Below are 19,656 nucleotides of genomic sequence, written 5' to 3' on the forward strand. Positions count from 1 at the left end.
TAACAAAAGTCGGGTATCTTGTTGTTTATAGCTACACTCCGGCGCAAGCGATCGCAATTTTTCCTGATGCGTGTTCACTTTCACTATACGCATGAGCTGCGGCTAGTTCCTGTAAGGGATATGTGCGATCAATCACAGGACGGATTTTCCCCGCCTCAATCCAGTCTTTCAGGTAAACTAAATCTTGTGCATTGGGCTTTTCAAAGATTAATTTAGCTTTTTTCCCAGGCAGGACGGTTGTTAAAACACTCTGCAATAAAATTGCTGGGCTTGGTAAGGTTGTGATGTAAACCCCATTAGGTTTGAGGACGGCTTTACTTTTATCAAATGTTTGCTTTGCTACTGCATCAAAAATGATGTCATATTTCACTGTTGCTGTGGTGAAGTCTTGTTGGGTGTAGTCGATGACGTAATCAGCACCCAGAGATTTTACCAAGTCCAAGTTTTTGGTACTGCAAACACCCGTTACCTCTGTTTCTAAAACTTTAGCTATTTGCACTGCAAACATACCTACCCCACCAGCAGCACCATTAATTAAAACTTTTTGTCCTGCTTGGATATTACCTTGATCTCGCAGTGCTTGTAGAGCCGTCAGGGCAGCTAAGGGTATTGTAGCTGCTTCTTCATAGCTTAAATTTCTGGGTTTGTGCGCCACTAAGTTTTCTGGAACCGCTACTAATTCGGCATAAGCTCCACCCGGAAAGCTAGTGCTACCATAAATTGAGTCTCCTGCTTGAAAGCGAGTCACTTGAGAACCAACTTCTATAACTTCCCCTGCTAAATCAAACCCTAAAATCTTTGGGAATTTTGAGCCAGTCATCATACTCAACATCCCCTTGCGGATTTTCCAGTCAATCGGATTTACACTACTGGCATGAATTTTGACAAGTAACTGATCGGGTTTAATTTGTGGTGCTTCGACATCTTCATATTTCAATACTTCAGTAGAACCATACTGACGGATAACAACTGCTTTCATAACTTCCTCCTGCTACCCTGTTTTTCTGACTGAATACAAATTTAAACCCAGTGTAGCGATTAGATGGGTATTGAGTGACTTTCAATAGTGGTATTTATGCCAGCAAACCAAACAGTTTGATGTTGGTTGGGTTGCGCTGCGATTTCATCTATAGCAAGTGGCAGGTGGCAGGAGGTAAACTCTTGCTATTCCTAGCATTCACATAATTCAATAGCTAATTCCAAAAGTTGTGGCTACTGCCATAATTGGGCTAAATATAAATATGTTTGTAACGAAAGTCAAACTACTTCACAAGTTCTTCAAATTTTTCTTTTAGCATCAAATTAAAGCCATGAAAATAGAGACACATTGTACTTAGGCAGTTCAAAACAAGCGAACTATAAAAGCAATTGGAAGAATCAGGCAGGAGATATGCTATGACTAACATCCTGACATCCGATAAAATCTTCCCTCGAATGGTGGAATTACGCAGGAATTTACACCGCCATCCTGAACTGGCATTTGAGGAAAAAAAGACAGCATCCATAGTTATAGATGAACTCAAACGGTTAGGTATTCCTTTTTGGTATGGTGGGGTGGGTAATGGTATCATAGCCAAGCTGATCAATGCTGGACAAAGCGCGCCGACAATTGCATTGCGGGCTGATATGGATGCCCTCCCCGGAGAAGAAAACACGGGGTTGCCTTTCGCTTCTCTCCACCCAGGCAAAATGCACGCTTGTGGTCATGACGGTCACATGGCGATGGTATTGGGTGCGGCAGCTTTATTGAAAGAAAATCCACCACCGGGGAACGTGGTTTTTATCTTTCAACCGGCTGAAGAAAAGGGTGCTGGAGCCAAAGTTATGATTCAATCCGGTGCTTTAGAAGGCGTGAATGCGATTTTTAGCGGTCATGTTACCCGTCACTACCATGTCGGAGAGATTATGGCTACCAACGGAGTCATCACTGCTCATTCTGATGGCTTTACTATTCGCGTCAGAGGACGGGGTGGACACGGTGCTAGACCCCATGAAGCTGTTGATGCCGTGGTTGTGACTGGACTGTTGATTATGGCTGTGCAAACTCTGGTTTCACGGGAAATCAACCCAGCTTATCCTTCAGTAGTCACCATCGGTAAAGTAGAAGCCGGTAGTGCGGGTAATGTCATCGCTGAGGAAGCCACTTTACAAGGTACTATCCGCACAACTAATTTAGAGGTGCGAAACTACCTGATCGATGGCATCAAGCGTATAGCTACAGCCGTTGGAGAAGTTCACAATGCCAGAATCGAGGTAGAAATTCGCCACGGATACCCGCCTGTAATCAATACAGAAACAGAAACGGCAATGGCCCGACGGGCTGTAGTTAAGTTATTGGGTTCCCAGGGATTAGTCGCAATGGATCATCCTAGTATGGGGGCAGAAGATTTTTCTTTTTACTTGTTACACGTTCCCGGCTGTTATGTCAGATTTGGTGCTTGCCAGCAGGGTTGTGAAAACATCCCCTTACATAGTCCTTCCTTTGACTTTGATGAAGAGGCTTTGAAAGTGGGCGCAGCCTTCTTTGATGCAGTGGTGAGAGAGGCGATCGCAGAATATACAGATACAGCAGTTTGTAACTAAATGACGCAAACCTAGCCGTAGGCTATGAGGAATTACAAATTACAAATTATGGCTGACTTAGCATTCCAAAGCTCTCCAGAATTCTCTCTGGGGATGGAGATTGAGTTGCAATTGCTCAATCCCGATACCCTGAAATTGGTAGATGGCATTTTACCGCTTTTGGCACAAGCTCCTGAAAATCCTAGGATACAGCCAGAATTTAACCAAGCGATGGTAGAGATTGCCTCTCAGGTTTGTTCCAATATCCCGGAGTTAGAAGCCAATATTCTGGCAATTCTGCGTGATTTGAAAGCTAGATGTCAAGAACTGGGTATGACTATTTGTACAGCCGGAACTTATCCATGTTGCGATCGCTTTGCCTCTATCACCCCGATTCCCCGATATCTCAACCAGCAAAGGATATCTGGCTATCTTGCCAACTTAATGATGACTTGTGCGCTTCAGATTCATGTAGGAATGCCATCCGGGGATGCAGCTATCGAGATTATGGGCAGACTCAAACCCTATCTCCCTATTTTGTTAGCTTTGTCTGCCAGTTCACCTTTTTGGTGGGGTGAAGACACCAGTTTCGCCTCTTATCGTCAAAGGTTTTTATCATCGTTGAGAAACTATGGTATCGTTCCCAGCTTTCAAAACTGGCAGGATTTTCGTAACTTCTTTGCTAATGCTCAAAGTGCAGGGATGTTTGAGATTATCCGTGATATCCATTGGGATTTGCGCCCCCAACCTGAATTGGGAACTCTGGAAGTCAGGGTGATGGATGCTCAACCAACCATCAAAGAGTCAATGATGCTGGCTGCTTTCATCCATTCTTTAATTGTGGATTTGCATGATCACTGTCAAGGAAAGCAAACAGGATTTTTATTAACTCCCCTTCCTTGGTTATTGGAGAAAGAAAACTACTTTCGTGCATCTCGCTGGGGTTTAGACGCTAACTACATCGAAGATGAACGAGGTAATAGCAGACCCATCAAGCATATAGTTAAAGATATCTTGAATTCATTAGCCGAGACTGCCGATACCCTAGGCAATAGCTCATATTTACACCAACTAGAAACAAGATTAGATCAAGGAGCTAGTTATATTCGTCAACGGCGAGTGTGGGAAAGCACAGGTTCTATGAAAGCGGTAGTTACTTCCTTAGTCAACGAATTGGCAGATGAATTAGCCACTACTAGAAGACAGGCTACAGTATCCATACCTCAAATCTAAAGGCTGATCACACATTGGGGTGCAGTGCCGCAGGCGATCGCCTCTAACTTTCCGCCTTGACGAAGGATTGCAGACAACAATATACTCCCTGAGAAGAATTTATTTTCAGTTCTCTTGAGATTTGATTTATGAATTACCTCTGGTTATCCCTCACTTCTCAGAGTATTTAAACCTAGAAGAAAATCATAAACAAAGTTAAGTTTCTTGACAAAATTCTGCATTAAAATTACCGCTTTAAAAGCTTGAAACTCTATCTATATAAAAGATTCAACAACTTTAAGCATCACTGTAAATGAATAATTAAAAAATTGTAAATTACATTTTTCCCTCAAAAAAAATGATATGTTGTATACAGAATTGAATTTCGCACGTATCTGGAGTAGTACAACGTAATCTACTCCAGTTTTTCCACCCTCAATCCCTTGCAGATTAACACTTTCAGCATGATTACAGGAGGGTTTGAGTACAAAACTGTATAGTCAGAAATCAGCCCAAACAGCAGTCAAATCTTTGCTACGCTTGGGTTACAGATGAGTACAACTAAAACCTGAACCCCAGACCATAAATACTCGTACCCTGCTCAAAAAATACTAGAACCCCCATCTGAAAAAAAAATTTAAAATTCTTTAAATGTCGTCATAATCTAAATTCTAGATTTTGAGTACAAATGTAATAAATCCAATAAATTCTATTCCAGAGTGGCGCATCACGACTGTAAAACAGGACTGCTATAAATCTTATATCGCCAATCACTTAACGCTTCTACACAAAAGAAAAGCGAAGAGTGAGTGGAGGGATGAGATAGCACTATGCCTTCGTGAAGAGAAGTCGCGGCTGTACACACAATTCTACCAAGATCCCAAAGTTGACACACACCAGCCGAAACTCAAGGACTTCACAAACTGCCCTACTGAGCAAAGCCACCTTAAACAAGTGTCTAAGCTACCGCCACAGTTCAAACTGCTGCGGTCAGTGTGACAGACGCGACTTCAATTCTTCAGGCAAAAAGGGTAGCAACCGCATCTCCCACAGTGGCAGCTAGTCCACCGACCTTTGCGAAATTCAATGACACCACCAGTTACAGGCTCTTCCGTTACTGAATCGACACCTACCACAGCAAAATCAGGTGGTTGCGGATGCAACAGCAACAGCAGCGCCACCGTGGAATTAGATGAAAAGCTCAAAGAACGCATTGCTAAACATCCCTGCTACAGCGAAGAAGCCCATCACCATTACGCCAGGATGCACGTTGCAGTCGCTCCCGCCTGTAACATTCAGTGCAACTATTGCAACCGTAAATATGACTGCGCTAACGAAAGCCGTCCTGGGGTAGTTAGCGAATTACTCACCCCAGAGGAAGCCGCCCACAAAGTTTTAGTCATTGCAGGTAAAATTCCCCAAATGACAGTTTTGGGAATTGCTGGCCCTGGTGATCCTTTGGCGAACCCAGACAAGACATTCCGCACCTTTGAGTTGATAGCAGACAAAGCCCCAGATATTAAGCTGTGTCTCTCAACCAACGGTTTGATGCTCTCAGAACACATTGATCGCATTAAACAACTCAATATAGATCACGTTACAATTACCCTTAACACCATCGATCCCGAAATCGGAGCGCAGATTTATTCTTGGGTTCACTACAAACGTAGACGTTATAGAGGCTTAGAAGGCGCGAAAATTCTCCTAGAGAAGCAACTAGAAGGTTTGCAAGCCCTCAAAGAAGCCGATATCTTGTGCAAAGTCAACTCGGTAATGATTCCGGGCATTAACGACCAACACCTAATCGAAGTCAACAAGGTGATTCGTGAAAACGGTGCATTCCTGCACAACATCATGCCCTTGATTTCTGCACCAGAACACGGTACATACTTCGGCTTAACCGGACAGCGCGGCCCCACACAAAAAGAACTACAAGCAGTCCAAGACCAATGTGCTGGCAACATGACAATGATGCGCCATTGCCGTCAGTGCCGCGCCGATGCTGTAGGCTTATTAGGAGAAGACCGCAGTCAGGAATTTACTAAAGATAAATTCTTGGAAATGTCCCCAGAATACGACTACGACAAACGCCAAGAAGTTCACGCAGGTATTGAGAAATTTAGAGAAGAATTACAAGTAGCCAGAGAAAAGGTATTAGTTGGCAAGCAGCAAGCAGCTAACAACCCGAAAATCTTAGTTGCAGTTGCCACCAAAGGCGGCGGTTTAGTTAACCAACACTTCGGTCATGCGAAGGAATTCCAAGTTTACGAAGTGGATGGTAGTGAAGTTAAGTTTGTCAGTCACCGTAAAGTAGACCATTATTGTCAAGGTGGATACGGCGAAGCAGCCACATTTGACAATATTGTGAAAACAATCGCAGATTGCAAAGCAGTTCTAGTTTCTAAAATTGGCGAATCACCCAAAGAAAAACTGCTTCAAGCTGGCATACAGGCTGTAGAAGCTTACGACGTGATTGAGAAGGTGGCTTTAGAGTTTCACGAACAATACGTCAAGGAAGGGAATAGGGACTAGGGACTAGGGACTGGGGACTGGGGATTAGGGACTGGGGACTCTTGACTGGGGACTGGGGATTAGGGACTGGGGATTAGGGACTAAGTAATTATTCCAATACCCAATACCCAATACCCAATACCCAATACCCAATACCCAATACCCAACACCCAATACCCAGTACCCAGTACCCAGTACCCAATCCCCAATCCCCCATGCCCAATAAGGAGAATAGTCATGGCTTACAAAATTACCAGCCAATGTATTTCCTGCAAGCTTTGTCTGTCTGTTTGTCCTAATAATGCAATCTTGGTTGTTGAAGACGGTAAGCGTTGGATTGACCCCGACTTATGTACAAACTGCGCTGATAGTATCCACACCGTCCCACAATGTCAAGCGGTTTGTCCTACCCGTGATGGTTGCGTAAAAGAACCTAGTGATTATTGGGATCGTTGGTTTGCTTACTATAACCAAGTTATAGCGAAATTAACAAAAAAACAAGACTATTGGGAGCGTTGGTTTACTTGCTATTCAGAAATCTATGCGAAACAGTTGGAAAAGCATCAGGGTGAAATCTTAGGGGTATAGAAATGAGCGTAATTTATTTGGATAATAATGCTACCACTAAGGTAGACCCGGAAGTTATACAGGCGATCATGCCTTATTTAACGGAATATTACGGCAACCCCTCTAGTATGCACACCTTTGGTGGGCAACTAGCCAAGGCAGTCAGAACAGCAAGAGAACAAGTTGCAGCCCTATTGGGTGCTGATGAATCAGAAATTGTGTTTACCAGTTGTGGAACTGAGGGTGATAACGCTGCCATTCGCGCCGCTTTGTTAGCCCAACCAGAAAAGCGTCACATTATCACTACCCAGGTAGAACACCCCGCAGTTTTGAATGTCTGCAAACAATTAGAAACCCAAGGTTACAGTGTTACCTATCTGTCTGTGAATCGTCAGGGGCAGTTGGATCTAGATGAACTAGAAGCCTCGTTGACAGGTAACACCGCCCTGGTGACAATTATGTATGCCAACAACGAAACCGGGACGATATTCCCAATTGAACAAATTGGGTTGCGGGTGAAGGAAAAAGGTGCTATATTCCATGTAGACGCGGTGCAAGCAGTAGGTAAGATACCTCTGAATATGAAGCATAGCACCGTAGATATGTTAACCATGTCTGGTCACAAAATCCACGCACCTAAAGGTATCGGGGCTTTGTATGTCCGCCGTGGTGTGAGATTCCGCCCCTTGTTGATTGGTGGACACCAAGAACGGGGACGGCGTGCAGGGACAGAAAATGTACCGGGAATTGTCGGTTTAGGGAAAGCCGCAGAGTTGGAAATGCTTCACTTAGAGGAAGCAATTAAGAGAGAGAAAAGGCTGCGCGATCGCCTAGAACAATCCTTACTCGCTAAAATTCCTGACTGCGAAGTTAACGGTGACATTACGCAGAGATTGCCAAACACCACCAACATCGGTTTTAAATACATCGAAGGTGAAGCTATCCTGCTATTGTTAAATAAATACGGTATCTGTGCTTCTTCTGGTTCTGCTTGTACCTCTGGCTCATTAGAACCATCCCACGTCCTCCGGGCTATGGGTTTACCATACACCACATTACACGGTTCGATTCGCTTCAGTCTTTGTCGCTACACCACCGAAGCCGAAATCGACAAAGTAATCGAGGTTATGCCCGACATTGTAGAACGTCTGCGCGCTCTCTCCCCCTTCAAAAATGATGAAGCGGGTTGGTTGCAATCCCAAGAACAAACACTTGCACATCGTTAATTAGGGACTGGGGACTGGGGAATAGGGATTGGGTACTCAGTAATTATTCCAATACCCAATACCCAATACCCAGTACCCAATACCCAATACCTAATACCATCATTCAGCACTCATAACTAAATAAATATGTGGGACTACACAGATAAGGTCTTAGAACTGTTTTACGATCCCAAGAATCAGGGAGTTATTGAAGAAAACGGCGAGCCTGGCGTGAAGGTCGCTACGGGAGAAGTAGGAAGTATTGCTTGCGGTGATGCGCTGAGATTGCACATCAAGGTGGAAGTAGAATCTGATAAGATTCTTGATGCTCGTTTCCAGACTTTTGGTTGTACCAGTGCGATCGCTTCTTCTAGCGCGTTGACGGAAATGATTAAGGGTCTAACCCTAGATGAAGCCCTGAAAGTTTCTAATAAAGACATTGCTAATTACCTCGGTGGCTTGCCTGAAGCCAAAATCCACTGCTCTGTGATGGGGCAGGAAGCTCTGGAAGCTGCTATCTATAACTATCGTGGCATTCCTCTGGCTGCCCATGATGACGATGATGAAGGTGCATTAGTTTGTACTTGTTTCAGTGTCAGTGAAAATAAGGTTCGTCGTGTAGTTATCGAAAATAACCTTACTACTGCGGAACAGGTAACAAATTACATTAAAGCTGGTGGCGGATGCGGTTCCTGTTTAGCTAAGATTGATGATATCATTAAAGATGTAAAGGAAAAGAACGCCGCAACAATTCGCAATGAGAACGGCAGTAATCAATCTCCAAATATAGCTAATTCTGGGCAGAAACGACCATTAACCAACGTTCAAAAGATTGCCCTAATTCAAAAAGTATTAGACGAAGAAGTTAGACCCGTATTAATAGCCGATGGCGGAGATGTAGAACTCTACGACATAGACGGTGATATTGTCAAAGTAGTGCTGCAAGGGGCGTGTGGCTCTTGTCCAAGCTCTACAGCCACCTTAAAGATAGCGATTGAATCGAGATTACGCGATCGCATCAGCCCCAATTTAGTAGTACAAGCAGTTTAGTTAACAGTCAACAGTTAACTAACACCCAAAAGAACTTTCACAACTACATAAGGAAGGATCATGAGTACAAATTTTAGCGTGTTTTCAGTAGAGCGATCGCCCCCTTTCGGCGACGTTCTACCAACCCTCACCGCCATAGCTCTACAGGCGTGAGTCCAAACACAAAGACCGACCAACTAACCAACAACTAGCAGGAAAACAGAAAAATGACTGACGAAAACATTAGACAGATAGCTTTCTACGGTAAAGGCGGTATCGGTAAATCTACCACCTCCCAAAACACCCTTGCAGCTATGGCAGAAATGGGTCAACGCATTCTCATCGTAGGTTGCGACCCCAAAGCAGACTCCACCCGTTTGATGCTCCACTCCAAAGCTCAAACCACCGTATTACACTTAGCTGCTGAAAAAGGTGCAGTAGAAGACCTGGAACTCGAAGAAATCATGCTGACCGGTTTCCGTGGTGTTCAGTGCGTAGAGTCTGGTGGTCCAGAACCCGGTGTAGGTTGCGCTGGTCGTGGTATCATCACCGCTATTAACTTCTTGGAAGAAAACGGTGCTTACACAGACCTAGACTTCGTTTCCTACGACGTATTGGGTGACGTTGTGTGCGGTGGTTTCGCTATGCCTATCCGTGAAGGTAAAGCACAAGAAATCTACATCGTTACCTCCGGTGAAATGATGGCGATGTACGCTGCAAACAACATCGCTCGCGGTATTTTGAAATATGCTCACTCCGGTGGTGTACGCTTGGGTGGTTTGATCTGTAACAGCCGTAAAGTTGACCGTGAAGCTGAATTGATCGAAAACTTGGCTGAACGTTTGAACACCCAAATGATTCACTTCGTACCTCGTGACAACATCGTTCAACACGCAGAATTGCGTCGTATGACCGTTAACGAGTACGCTCCTGACAGCAACCAAGCTCACGAATACCGCGCATTAGCTAAGAAGATCATCAACAACCAAAAACTCACCATTCCTACTCCATTAGAAATGGATGAATTGGAAGCCCTGTTGATCGAATACGGTATTCTTGATGACGATACCAAGCACGCTGATGTCATTGGTAAGCCCGCAGCTGCTAAATAGGTCATACCGTAATTAGGAGACATGGAGAAAGGAAGATGAGGAAGCAATTCCCCTTCCCACTCTCCCTTCCCATCCCTCTCCCCTCTCCCCATATACTTCTATTTTCCATTCGTAAAAGTCACTGAGGCAGACTATGACACCTCCAGAAAACAAGAATCTTGTAGAAGAACATAAGGAACTCATCCAAGACGTTCTGAAAGCTTATCCCGAAAAATCTCGCAAAAAACGCGAAAAACACCTGAATGTACACGAAGAAGGTAAGTCTGACTGCGGCGTTAAGTCTAACATCAAATCCGTTCCTGGTGTAATGACCGCTCGTGGTTGTGCTTACGCAGGTTCTAAGGGTGTGGTTTGGGGTCCTATTAAGGACATGATCCACATCAGCCACGGGCCTGTAGGTTGCGGTTACTGGTCTTGGTCTGGTCGTCGTAACTACTATGTAGGTTCAACTGGTATCGACTCTTTCGGTACCATGCACTTCACTTCCGACTTCCAAGAACGCGACATCGTTTTTGGTGGTGACAAAAAACTAACTAAACTGATCGAAGAAATCGACGTTCTTTTCCCTCTCAACCGTGGTATTTCCATTCAATCTGAATGTCCCATCGGTCTAATCGGGGATGACATCGAAGCTGTTGCTAAGAAAGCTTCTAAACAAATTGGTAAGCCAGTTATCCCCCTGCGTTGCGAAGGTTTCCGTGGTGTATCCCAATCTTTAGGTCACCACATTGCTAACGACGCTATCCGTGACTGGATCTTCCCTCACTTTGACAAGGCTAAGAAGGAAAACAAAATTGACTTCGAGCCAAGCCCCTATGATGTAGCATTAATTGGTGACTACAATATCGGTGGTGACGCTTGGGCTAGCCGGATGCTGTTGGAAGAAATCGGCTTACGTGTTGTTGCTCAGTGGTCTGGTGACGGTACTCTCAACGAGTTGATCCAAGGGCCTGCTGCTAAGTTGGTTCTGATCCACTGCTACCGTTCTATGAACTACATCTGCCGTAGCTTGGAAGAAGCTTATGGTATGCCTTGGATGGAGTTCAACTTCTTTGGCCCCACCAAGATTGCTGAATCTTTACGTCAAGTCGCTGCTAAATTTGACTCTAAGATTCAAGAAAACGCCGAGAAGGTAATTGCTAAGTACACTCCAATCATGAATGCCGTGGTTGAGAAGTACCGTCCTCGTCTCGAAGGCAACACCGTAATGTTGTACGTAGGTGGTCTACGTCCTCGTCACGTTGTTCCCGCTTTTGAAGACTTGGGTATCAAAGTTCTTGGTACTGGTTACGAGTTTGCTCACAACGACGACTACAAACGTACCACCCACTACATCGATAACGCCACCATCATTTATGATGACGTTACCGCTTACGAATTCGAGGAATTCGTTAAAGCTAAGAAGCCTGATTTAATCGCTTCTGGTATTAAAGAGAAGTACGTCTTCCAAAAGATGGGTCTTCCCTTCCGTCAAATGCACTCTTGGGATTACTCCGAACCTGGCGATGGGGTGCAAATGTCAGGTAAGGTAAGGTTTTTTGGTGGGGAGAGAAAAATGAGTCTATTTTTAGCTTAAATGCAGGTTTTAGGGTTATCTGGGAACAATATATTTTTGCCGCTTTAGATAATATAACTCTTATGGGGTCTGGTTTTTGGGTTTTGCTTAAATTTTGGTTAGATGGAAATGGTAAATTGAAAAACACTTTTGATTGATATTTTTTTAGATTAACATGGGGTGTTGGTGTAGCATCGTCGCAGACATCGCTTCATTTAACAGTAGGCGATCGCCTGACAAAAAACCAAGATATAGCCCTGTTATGCCTTAATCTGGATAAGCCAAACCAGTCCTTGGATCGCGGATATATAACCCTAGGGTGAGACTACGCATCACTTCATCCCAAACAGGCGTTAGTTGTTCTGCTTGATCTGCCCAATAATCGAATGTAATCAAGCATTGCACATTTGAACCCAAACCTATGCAAATCCGCGAAAATGCTTCCCGTGGTTCTTCCTGAGTGTCGATAAACTTAATTTCTGTCCAGACAATCCTGGCGGTTTGGCGTTTTTCAGTAATGATTTCCCCTTTTTCTATGACGTTGCGATCGTCATCTTCTACCACCTTCTTTAAGGTAGATTTTAGGGGAAATAGACTCCAGTCACGAGGCGGTAGACGATTGAAAGATACTTCTAGACAGCAATCATCGTCTGGCGGTTTTCTATCGCTGAACTTGAATGATTTTTCTTGTGGCTCAAAAAACCAATTCTGGGGAACATTGAAGCGCACAGCCCCCCGATCTGCTACAAAGATTTTATAGCCTGATGGTGCTTCCCAACGATGGTCAGGCTTGAGTTCAAGCGTTTCTTTAATCCATTGGAGATTGTTTTTCTTACGCTTTGCCATAGTGTTTTTGCAAATCTGCGGTTTTGGCGATAAGCGATCGCCCACTCCATTAATAGTATCAAATCCTATTATTTTGTTGCGATCGCCTGTGGATATGCTTTTTACTTCCGCGACTTTATCTTTGTTCTGTTGAGGCGATATCTACGCTAATGCTCTTTTAGCATAAGATTATTCTGGAGGGTGCGTCAGCGTTAATTCATGTTTGTGATGAAATACCCAAGCTGATGCACCCTATAGGAGCTAATCTTTGACACATAATTCTGATTTGTGTAAAATTTACGTATAAATCAGATTAATAAAAATATGCCTTGGTATTCAGCAGTAGTGAATGCGCTTGTTCGAGGAGCGCAACTTGCGGGAGGAGCAGCAGCAGTAACAGCAGGAACAAAAGCTGGTGAAGATGCTTATGACGCAGCTAAGGATGCGCTCAATGATGAGGAAGAGTGCGATGAGGAAAAGAAAGACGAGGACAACTGTGAAGAAGAAGAAGAGGATGACTCTGAAGAAGATGAGGAGCAGGAAGATGAGGAGCAGGAACAAGAAGATGAAGATGAAGATGAAGATGAAGATGAAGATGAAGATGAAGATGAAGATGAAGAAGATGAGGCAGAGCAGGAGATTGATCGAAATGAAATCGATAATGATATATGGGTTTGAGAGTATTTCAAAGATATATTTACTTAGCCAAAATTTCTCCTAATTAATTTTTGATATTATTTATATTGTTTATGAAATTATTTTACACAAAGCTTATAGAATTATCTTATTTTTTAGGTGTAACTCTTGCACCCTTTTTCACAATATTTCCTGCTATGACTAAAACTATTAGAAAAGAAATTAAAAATACATTTCTTCCTCTAGAAGAGCGATCACAAGAGTATCTTAAAATAGTTGGTGATCACGAAAGAATTATTTACCATAATTGTCCTCAACTAGAAACATTGATCAAGTTCCAATCTTTATCAATGTCTATCTTTGCGATCATAATAGGTATTGTAGCAATTTTTACACAACCGATTTTTTGGTTAATTAAAATTTTTATTTTTGTATTAACTTTATTTTTGCCAGGAATCATCTATTGGATATCTTATAAAACAAACAAATTTATTATGGAACGAGAATATTACATAATTACAAACAAGAATATACACCTAGTATATCATTATAATGTTACACCTAAAATTATATCTATTGAATTGCGAGATATCAGAGGGGAAAGCTGTGATCAGGTTTTTGGGTATGGATATAGCGATAGTTCGACTTATTCATTGGGTAACATTAATCTTGAAGTTTCAAACAAATCATACATTCTATACTTTATGTCCAAACATAATTTATTATATAAACCAGAAACTTGTCGTCTAGTTCTAAGGGGTATTAGTGACTACCAAACTGTTTATAGTAAACTTAAAGCTGCTACTGCTCGGCAAAAAAAGCTTCGTCCAATTACTTAGCTCATAAATTGTGTTTTACCTCAGCATAAAATACTCTATTATCTAATTAATTAGATTTAACTCCGTTTATAAACCAACTCCATCTTTAACTTCTCAATCTCCAACTTCAACCTTTCATTCTCCATCCTCAACTTAGCATTCTCCTCCTTAATTAACTCAATCTCATTCCTCTTAGTCAAAGCCTGATTAATTGCCAACTTCCGCATATCTAGGGAAAACCAACGCTGATAAGTCTGGGTGTGAACTTGCACACTATGCCCTAAATTATCCGCCGCCGCTTTGATGGGAATTCCTAAAATATGCGCTCGAATTGCCCAAGCGTGACGCAAATCATAAGGCTTAAAATCTAACCCGATTTTGCGAAACCACCAACTAACTCTTTGTGTTAATGCTGTTATCTCCGCATGATTATTCTTATCTTTTTTACTAATTGCTGTCGCCAGCATTTCTAAATACTTAGGATTTCTTAAATCAAACTGATCAATCCATTCTTTATGTAAAGGTAATGCTTGCCTTTCACCAGTTTTACAGTCTTTATGCACCTTCCATGTAAAATCTAAATTATCTGAACTTAACCACCAATCAATATCAGGGTTAATAAAAATTTCCCTTGGGCGTAAACCAAAAACTGCTAACATTCCATACGTCCACCGCCAAAGCTGCCAGCTATCTTTAACATCTTGATTAACTTGATTACCTCTGATATTTAAATACTCTTCAAATTTGCTAATTCCTGTAGTTATTTCCGCATCAGTTGGTATATTCCGAGAATTGCGCTCAGGCATTTTGGAATATTGAGATAAATCAATATCGATGTTGAATGTCTGACAAAATGCCGATATCGCTCTAACTGCATTATATCTCGCCCATTCCTTATCAATTTGTTGAATGGAATTGATAAGATTTTCCGCAGTTGCTAAATCTTGAGCATTAGTGTATCGCTGAGTCCGAGAAAAATAATAAAAAAAAGTATGTTCGCTTTTGGTTGTGCGTTTATGAGTTTTAAAATATTCTTCTTCAAATTTTTCCAGTAACTCACCTATGGTTATCACATCTTTTTTAGTAGCTTCCTTGCCTAAATATTTATCATTCCATTCAAAGGTTTTACGAGCGATTAATTTACCTAATTCATAAGCTTCTTCCTCAGCCGTTTTCAGTCCATCCAAGTTAGCAGGAATATTCAAACTGAGATTGTATTGCTTTCTCCCAGTTCCTCTGCTGTCCTTATCCCCTGGTTTAATGGGTAATGTCGCCCTTAATTGCAGACTTCCGTGTGATTCCCTAATTGTGACTTTGGTCTTTGCAGACTTCAAACGCAGATTTACCTTTTCTAATTCTTGTAATACCTTTGCTTTCATAAACTCTCTTTGCTGCTGTGCTTGCAGACTTGAGCCGAGAAAACTGCCGTCGGTAGATGAAAGAGGCTCTAAGTCTGCAAAGGCTAGTTGATATTTGTCTTGACCCTGATTTTGCATCGCTGTGGTATTAGCCTATATTTAGCCTAAAAATTAATGTGTTCTCAGCAAACAATGTTCATGACTAACACAGATTACCGTAAACAATAAGCTGTTTAAAGCCATTAAACCATAAAAAGAATTACTCCGGCCCTTATCACGGTTACGACGGATTCGCTATCTTCGCCCGTGATATGGATCTCGCCCTCAACAGCCCCACTTGGGACTTGATTGGCGCACCTTGGAAGAAAGCTTCTGCAAAGGCTAAAGTTGCAGCCTAATTAATTCCAGGGAAATAAACGGATAGCCTGGGGTGTTTGCGCCCCAGGAAACGAGGGAGGAATGGTGAATGCTGAATGCTGGATGAATACTTTCATTCATTATTCATGATTCATCACTCGCCACTCCCTTCAGGGGGAATTACACCCCCAGGCTATTCAACTCATCACTTACAAACCAACCAGCAAGCGTAGAGAGATAGACAAATGCCACAGAATCCTGAAAAAATTGTAGACCACGTTGATCTATTCAAACAGCCAGAATACACCGAGCTATTTGAAAACAAGAGAAAGAACTTTGAAGGCGCACACTCTGCTGAAGAAGTTGAAAGAGTTTCTGAGTGGACAAAAACTTGGGAATACCGGGAAAAGAACTTCGCTCGTGAAGCTTTAACCGTTAACCCCGCTAAAGGTTGCCAACCCGTAGGCGCGATGTTCGCTGCTTTGGGTTTTGAAGGTACTCTTCCCTTCGTTCAAGGTTCTCAAGGTTGCGTTGCTTACTTCCGTACCCACCTCAGCCGTCACTACAAAGAGCCTTGCTCCGCAGTTTCTTCTTCTATGACAGAAGACGCAGCAGTATTCGGTGGCTTGAACAACATGATTGAAGGTATGCAAGTTGCTTACCAACTCTACAAGCCTAAGATGATTGCTGTTTGCACCACCTGTATGGCTGAGGTTATTGGTGACGACTTAGGCGCGTTCATCACCAACTCTAGAAATGCTGGTTCTATTCCTCAAGATTTCCCCGTTCCCTTCGCTCACACCCCCAGTTTCGTAGGTTCTCACACCACTGGCTACGACAACATGATGCGGGGTATTCTGTCTAACCTGACAGAAGGTAAGAAGAAAGCTACCAGCAACGGCAAAATCAACTTCATTCCTGGTTTTGATACCTATGTAGGTAACAACCGCGAATTGAAGCGGATGATGGGTGTAATGGGTGTTGACTACACCATTCTGTCTGATACCAGCGACTACTTTGATTCACCCAACACCGGTGAATACGAAATGTACCCAGGTGGTACTAAGTTGGAAGATGCGGCTGATTCTATCAACGCTAAAGCTACAGTTGCTCTCCAAGCTTACACCACACCCAAGACCCGCGAATACATCGAAACCAAGTGGAACCAAGAAACAAAAGTTCTGCGTCCCTTCGGTGTTAAGGGTACTGACGAGTTCTTGACTGCTATCTCTGAATTGACCGGTAAGCCCATTCCTGAAGAATTGGAAATTGAACGCGGTCGTTTAGTTGATGCTATCACCGACTCCTACGCTTGGATTCATGGTAAGAAGTTCGCTATCTACGGCGATCCCGATTTGATCATCTCCATCACCAGCTTCTTGTTAGAGATGGGTGCTGAACCTGTACACATCCTCTGCAACAATGGCGATGAGGCCTTCAAGAAAGAAATGGAAGCTATCCTCGCCGCTAGCCCCTTCGGTAAAGAAGCTAAAGTTTGGATTCAAAAAGACTTGTGGCACTTCCGTAGCTTGTTGTTCACCGAGCCTGTAGACTTCTTCGTCGGTAACTCCTACGGTAAGTACCTGTGGCGCGACACTAAGATCCCAATGGTACGCATTGGTTATCCTATCTTCGATCGCCATCACTTACACCGCTACGCTACCCTCGGCTACCAAGGTGGTCTAAACATCCTCAACTGGGTTGTTAACACAATTCTAGATGAATTGGATCGCAACTCCAACATCACCGGTAAGACCGACATCTCCTTCGACTTGATTCGCTAGAAATTGCGAGAGGGGCTAGGAGTTAGAGACTAAGGGTTAGATTTTAGGGAAAAGGTAAAAGAGATAACTTCCTCTCCACCTTTTCCCCTTCCTACTTCCTCCTTCCTCCTTTCTCCTTTTCCTTGCCAATGCCAATTGACTCTATTCATCTCAGGAATCTAGTATGTCCACAACTCACACTCACCATCATCATCCTAATTTCCATCCACCCAACTATAAACAACCTGGCGCATTTGATGTTCTCCATCCTTTGCGTCGTTGGGTTAATCATATTCCAGTTAAAAATGCTCGTTTCGCTCATCTCATCTGTCAGGTTATACCTTGCTGTTGTCCCTTTGAGCGAAATATTAATTTATTTGGACGGACTTTCCATATTCCAGCATTGTGTAAACTCAATCCTCTGTATGACGACTTTGTAGGATTGCGTTTTCGCGCTTTATCTTATCTAACTGATGAATGTGGAGAGGATGTCACTAAGTACATTTGCTAGAAACTAAAGGCTAGAAGCGGCTAGGGAAAAGAATTCCTCTTGCTGTTTATGTTACCTAATTACATCGCGGCCTTTCTTGCAAAAGTCTAGTTTATGAAAATTTAACCGCCGTGCGAATATACGCCGATAGATGAGTTGGTGTATGTGGTTTAAAGAAGATTTTTGCAAGAAGTTTATGAAGAACGGTCATCAGTATATAAGTTGATAGCTATTAACTAATTGCTGATGACTGATAACTTAAAATTAAAAATGTCGATCTAGCGCGAGAAGAGAGTTCACTAACCCTGCACTTTTAGGGCGGGGATTGCCTAAACCAATTTAGGCAACGCAAGAAGTGAATACCGCATTGAGACACGGTTTGGTACACACGGCTAAATACTTCCCTAGTTTAGCCCTCTGTAATCCTGATTGGTTCAGGAGTTGAGTAAAGCCAAGACATCTTAGCTGTGTTGCGGGAAGGGACTTAAACATTTATGGGTTATACCAAAAAATGCGAGTACCTGTAGTAGATCAAAACCACCAACCACTGATGCCCACAACACCTGCACGAGCAAGGAAGTGGATAGCATCGGGTAAAGCAGTAAAACGCTGGTCGGACGGGGGACAATTTTATGTTCAACTGACTGGCGAGCCATCTGGACGAGCAACCCAAGATATTGTCATTGGGATTGACCCTGGCAAGAAGTTCTCTGGAATTGGTGTTCAAGGAGCTAAGTTGACTCTTTATACAGCACATCTGATTTTGCCGTTTCAGACAGTGCGTAACCGGATGGATGCAAGGCGATTAATGCGGCGTAGTCGTCGGAGTAGGAGAGTTAACCACAAGGTTGTGTTTTCAAAACGCGCACATCGCCAGAAACGTTTTGATAATTGCCGTCAAGGTAAACTTGCGCCGTCAATCCGGGCTAATCGTCAATTGGAACTGAGAATAGTTTCTGAGTTATGCAAAATTTACCCAGTCTCAGAAATACGCTACGAGTATGTTCGGGCTGATGTAGACCTCACCAGTGGACGCAAAAAAGCAAAGTCAGGTAAAGACTTTTCACCTGTAATGGTCGGACAAAAATGGATGTTAAGTCAGCTAGAACAGTTTGCACCAGTTGTTAAAGTTGAAGGCTATCAAACTGCATCAATTCGCAAACACTTGGGGCTAACCAAGAATAAGGTAGACAAATCCAAGCCTGAGTTTAATACTCATGCGGTTGATGGTGTGGCTATTGCAGCAACAGCTTTTGTGGAGTACCGACAGTATCACACGACAAAGATTGATGGTGCTGATTGGTTTGGCGATGTTGTGATTACACCTGCTGTATTCACTTGTGTTCGTAGACCACCATTATCTCGCCGTCAACTTCACCTGATGCTTCCTGCAAAGGGTGGGGTACGTCGTCAATACGGTGGTTCTACAACTCGCCACGGATTACGTAAGGGTGATTTGGTTCATTCGCCCAAGGGAATTGGTTATGTCAGTGGTGACACTGAAAAACAGATATCTGTCAGCGATGCTAACTGGAAACGGTTAGGGCAGATTGCTTCTAGCAAAGTGCAATTGATTCGTCGTTCCAACGGGTTAATTGTTGCCTAGAAGATATGTAAAGCCGTCCTTTGCTTCGCTAAAGGACGGGGTTTCAAACC

At 43.1% G+C, this 19,656-nt stretch carries 16 protein-coding genes and 1 pseudogene; 14 read left to right on the top strand and 3 right to left on the bottom strand.

Annotated features, from left to right (window positions below; all coding sequences use genetic code 11):
* Window positions 1-31: 31 nt before the first annotated feature.
* On the bottom strand, window positions 32-979 hold the full coding sequence (locus AACS98_RS12360; RefSeq protein ID WP_066380192.1) for an NAD(P)-dependent alcohol dehydrogenase: 948 nt from the start codon (window positions 977-979) through the stop codon (window positions 32-34).
* Window positions 980-1,395: 416 nt separating this feature from the next.
* Between AACS98_RS12360 and AACS98_RS12365 the strand changes: the two genes are divergently transcribed.
* From AACS98_RS12365 to nifD, 8 genes are all read left to right on the top strand, one after another.
* Window positions 1,396-2,583: a M20 metallopeptidase family protein gene (locus tag AACS98_RS12365; RefSeq protein ID WP_066380196.1), complete on the top strand. Its 1,188-nt coding sequence runs from the start codon at window positions 1,396-1,398 to the stop codon at window positions 2,581-2,583.
* Window positions 2,584-2,607: 24 nt separating this feature from the next.
* Window positions 2,608-3,795, top strand: a complete 1,188-nt coding sequence (locus AACS98_RS12370; protein ID WP_232317147.1) for a carboxylate-amine ligase — start codon at window positions 2,608-2,610, stop codon at window positions 3,793-3,795.
* Between the two features lie 1,065 nt (window positions 3,796-4,860).
* Entirely contained in the window at window positions 4,861-6,306 is a 1,446-nt protein-coding gene (nifB, locus tag AACS98_RS12375; RefSeq protein WP_066380198.1) for a nitrogenase cofactor biosynthesis protein NifB, read from the top strand.
* A 216-nt stretch (window positions 6,307-6,522) separates the two neighbouring features.
* Window positions 6,523-6,873 carry a 4Fe-4S binding protein gene (locus tag AACS98_RS12380; RefSeq protein WP_066380200.1) on the top strand — a complete coding sequence of 117 codons (351 nt, stop codon included), beginning with the start codon at window positions 6,523-6,525 and terminating at the stop codon, window positions 6,871-6,873.
* Window positions 6,874-6,875: 2 nt separating this feature from the next.
* Window positions 6,876-8,078 (top strand): cysteine desulfurase NifS, encoded by a 1,203-nt coding sequence (gene nifS, locus AACS98_RS12385; RefSeq protein ID WP_066380202.1) that lies wholly within the window; start codon window positions 6,876-6,878, stop codon window positions 8,076-8,078.
* A gap of 126 nt (window positions 8,079-8,204) precedes the next feature.
* Window positions 8,205-9,107 carry a Fe-S cluster assembly protein NifU gene (gene nifU, locus AACS98_RS12390; protein ID WP_066380204.1) on the top strand — a complete coding sequence of 301 codons (903 nt, stop codon included), beginning with the start codon at window positions 8,205-8,207 and terminating at the stop codon, window positions 9,105-9,107.
* A gap of 206 nt (window positions 9,108-9,313) precedes the next feature.
* Entirely contained in the window at window positions 9,314-10,198 is an 885-nt protein-coding gene (nifH, locus tag AACS98_RS12395; protein WP_066380205.1) for a nitrogenase iron protein, read from the top strand.
* A 133-nt stretch (window positions 10,199-10,331) separates the two neighbouring features.
* A complete protein-coding gene (gene nifD / locus AACS98_RS12400; RefSeq protein WP_066380207.1) occupies window positions 10,332-11,774 on the top strand; it encodes a nitrogenase molybdenum-iron protein alpha chain in 1,443 nt (480 codons plus the stop codon).
* A 246-nt stretch (window positions 11,775-12,020) separates the two neighbouring features.
* Here nifD and AACS98_RS12405 read toward each other — a convergent pair whose 3' ends face one another.
* The gene (locus tag AACS98_RS12405; protein WP_066380208.1) at window positions 12,021-12,599 is read right to left on the bottom strand and encodes a hypothetical protein; all 579 of its coding nucleotides are present in this window, start codon (window positions 12,597-12,599) and stop codon (window positions 12,021-12,023) included.
* A gap of 303 nt (window positions 12,600-12,902) precedes the next feature.
* Between AACS98_RS12405 and AACS98_RS12410 the strand changes: the two genes are divergently transcribed.
* Entirely contained in the window at window positions 12,903-13,256 is a 354-nt protein-coding gene (locus AACS98_RS12410; RefSeq protein WP_066380211.1) for a hypothetical protein, read from the top strand.
* A gap of 71 nt (window positions 13,257-13,327) precedes the next feature.
* Window positions 13,328-14,053 carry a hypothetical protein gene (locus tag AACS98_RS12415; RefSeq protein WP_066380212.1) on the top strand — a complete coding sequence of 242 codons (726 nt, stop codon included), beginning with the start codon at window positions 13,328-13,330 and terminating at the stop codon, window positions 14,051-14,053.
* A gap of 56 nt (window positions 14,054-14,109) precedes the next feature.
* Here AACS98_RS12415 and AACS98_RS12420 read toward each other — a convergent pair whose 3' ends face one another.
* The gene (locus AACS98_RS12420) at window positions 14,110-15,528 is read right to left on the bottom strand and encodes a site-specific integrase (RefSeq protein ID WP_198161135.1); all 1,419 of its coding nucleotides are present in this window, start codon (window positions 15,526-15,528) and stop codon (window positions 14,110-14,112) included.
* 110 nt (window positions 15,529-15,638) lie between these two features.
* On the opposite strand from AACS98_RS12420, the pseudogene AACS98_RS23615 reads away from it, so the two are divergent.
* From AACS98_RS23615 to AACS98_RS12435, 4 genes and pseudogenes are all read left to right on the top strand, one after another.
* A pseudogene (locus AACS98_RS23615) lies at window positions 15,639-15,788 on the top strand (nitrogenase molybdenum-iron protein subunit alpha); the annotation flags it as partial.
* A 204-nt stretch (window positions 15,789-15,992) separates the two neighbouring features.
* Window positions 15,993-17,531, top strand: a complete 1,539-nt coding sequence (gene nifK / locus AACS98_RS12425; RefSeq protein WP_066380215.1) for a nitrogenase molybdenum-iron protein subunit beta — start codon at window positions 15,993-15,995, stop codon at window positions 17,529-17,531.
* A 163-nt stretch (window positions 17,532-17,694) separates the two neighbouring features.
* A complete protein-coding gene (locus tag AACS98_RS12430) occupies window positions 17,695-18,021 on the top strand; it encodes a Mo-dependent nitrogenase C-terminal domain-containing protein (protein ID WP_084386905.1) in 327 nt (108 codons plus the stop codon).
* 490 nt (window positions 18,022-18,511) lie between these two features.
* Window positions 18,512-19,606, top strand: a complete 1,095-nt coding sequence (locus AACS98_RS12435; protein ID WP_066380218.1) for an RRXRR domain-containing protein — start codon at window positions 18,512-18,514, stop codon at window positions 19,604-19,606.
* Window positions 19,607-19,656: the final 50 nt, after the last annotated feature.

It is taken from the genome of Anabaena sp. CA = ATCC 33047 (assembly GCF_963870205.1).
Taxonomy (GTDB): Bacteria; Cyanobacteriota; Cyanobacteriia; order Cyanobacteriales; family Nostocaceae; genus Trichormus.

What these genes read in the sequence shown, in the direction of transcription:
- AACS98_RS12360 (WP_066380192.1), bottom strand. Translation starts at nt 979, where the DNA reads ATGAAAGCAGTTGTTATCCGTCAGTATGGTTCTACTGAAGTATTGAAA.
- AACS98_RS12365 (WP_066380196.1), top strand. Translation starts at nt 1,396, where the DNA reads ATGACTAACATCCTGACATCCGATAAAATCTTCCCTCGAATGGTGGAA.
- AACS98_RS12370 (WP_232317147.1), top strand. Translation starts at nt 2,608, where the DNA reads ATGAGGAATTACAAATTACAAATTATGGCTGACTTAGCATTCCAAAGC.
- nifB (WP_066380198.1), top strand. Translation starts at nt 4,861, where the DNA reads ATGACACCACCAGTTACAGGCTCTTCCGTTACTGAATCGACACCTACC.
- AACS98_RS12380 (WP_066380200.1), top strand. Translation starts at nt 6,523, where the DNA reads ATGGCTTACAAAATTACCAGCCAATGTATTTCCTGCAAGCTTTGTCTG.
- nifS (WP_066380202.1), top strand. Translation starts at nt 6,876, where the DNA reads ATGAGCGTAATTTATTTGGATAATAATGCTACCACTAAGGTAGACCCG.
- nifU (WP_066380204.1), top strand. Translation starts at nt 8,205, where the DNA reads ATGTGGGACTACACAGATAAGGTCTTAGAACTGTTTTACGATCCCAAG.
- nifH (WP_066380205.1), top strand. Translation starts at nt 9,314, where the DNA reads ATGACTGACGAAAACATTAGACAGATAGCTTTCTACGGTAAAGGCGGT.
- nifD (WP_066380207.1), top strand. Translation starts at nt 10,332, where the DNA reads ATGACACCTCCAGAAAACAAGAATCTTGTAGAAGAACATAAGGAACTC.
- AACS98_RS12405 (WP_066380208.1), bottom strand. Translation starts at nt 12,599, where the DNA reads ATGGCAAAGCGTAAGAAAAACAATCTCCAATGGATTAAAGAAACGCTT.
- AACS98_RS12410 (WP_066380211.1), top strand. Translation starts at nt 12,903, where the DNA reads ATGCCTTGGTATTCAGCAGTAGTGAATGCGCTTGTTCGAGGAGCGCAA.
- AACS98_RS12415 (WP_066380212.1), top strand. Translation starts at nt 13,328, where the DNA reads ATGAAATTATTTTACACAAAGCTTATAGAATTATCTTATTTTTTAGGT.
- AACS98_RS12420 (WP_198161135.1), bottom strand. Translation starts at nt 15,528, where the DNA reads ATGCAAAATCAGGGTCAAGACAAATATCAACTAGCCTTTGCAGACTTA.
- nifK (WP_066380215.1), top strand. Translation starts at nt 15,993, where the DNA reads ATGCCACAGAATCCTGAAAAAATTGTAGACCACGTTGATCTATTCAAA.
- AACS98_RS12430 (WP_084386905.1), top strand. Translation starts at nt 17,695, where the DNA reads ATGTCCACAACTCACACTCACCATCATCATCCTAATTTCCATCCACCC.
- AACS98_RS12435 (WP_066380218.1), top strand. Translation starts at nt 18,512, where the DNA reads ATGCGAGTACCTGTAGTAGATCAAAACCACCAACCACTGATGCCCACA.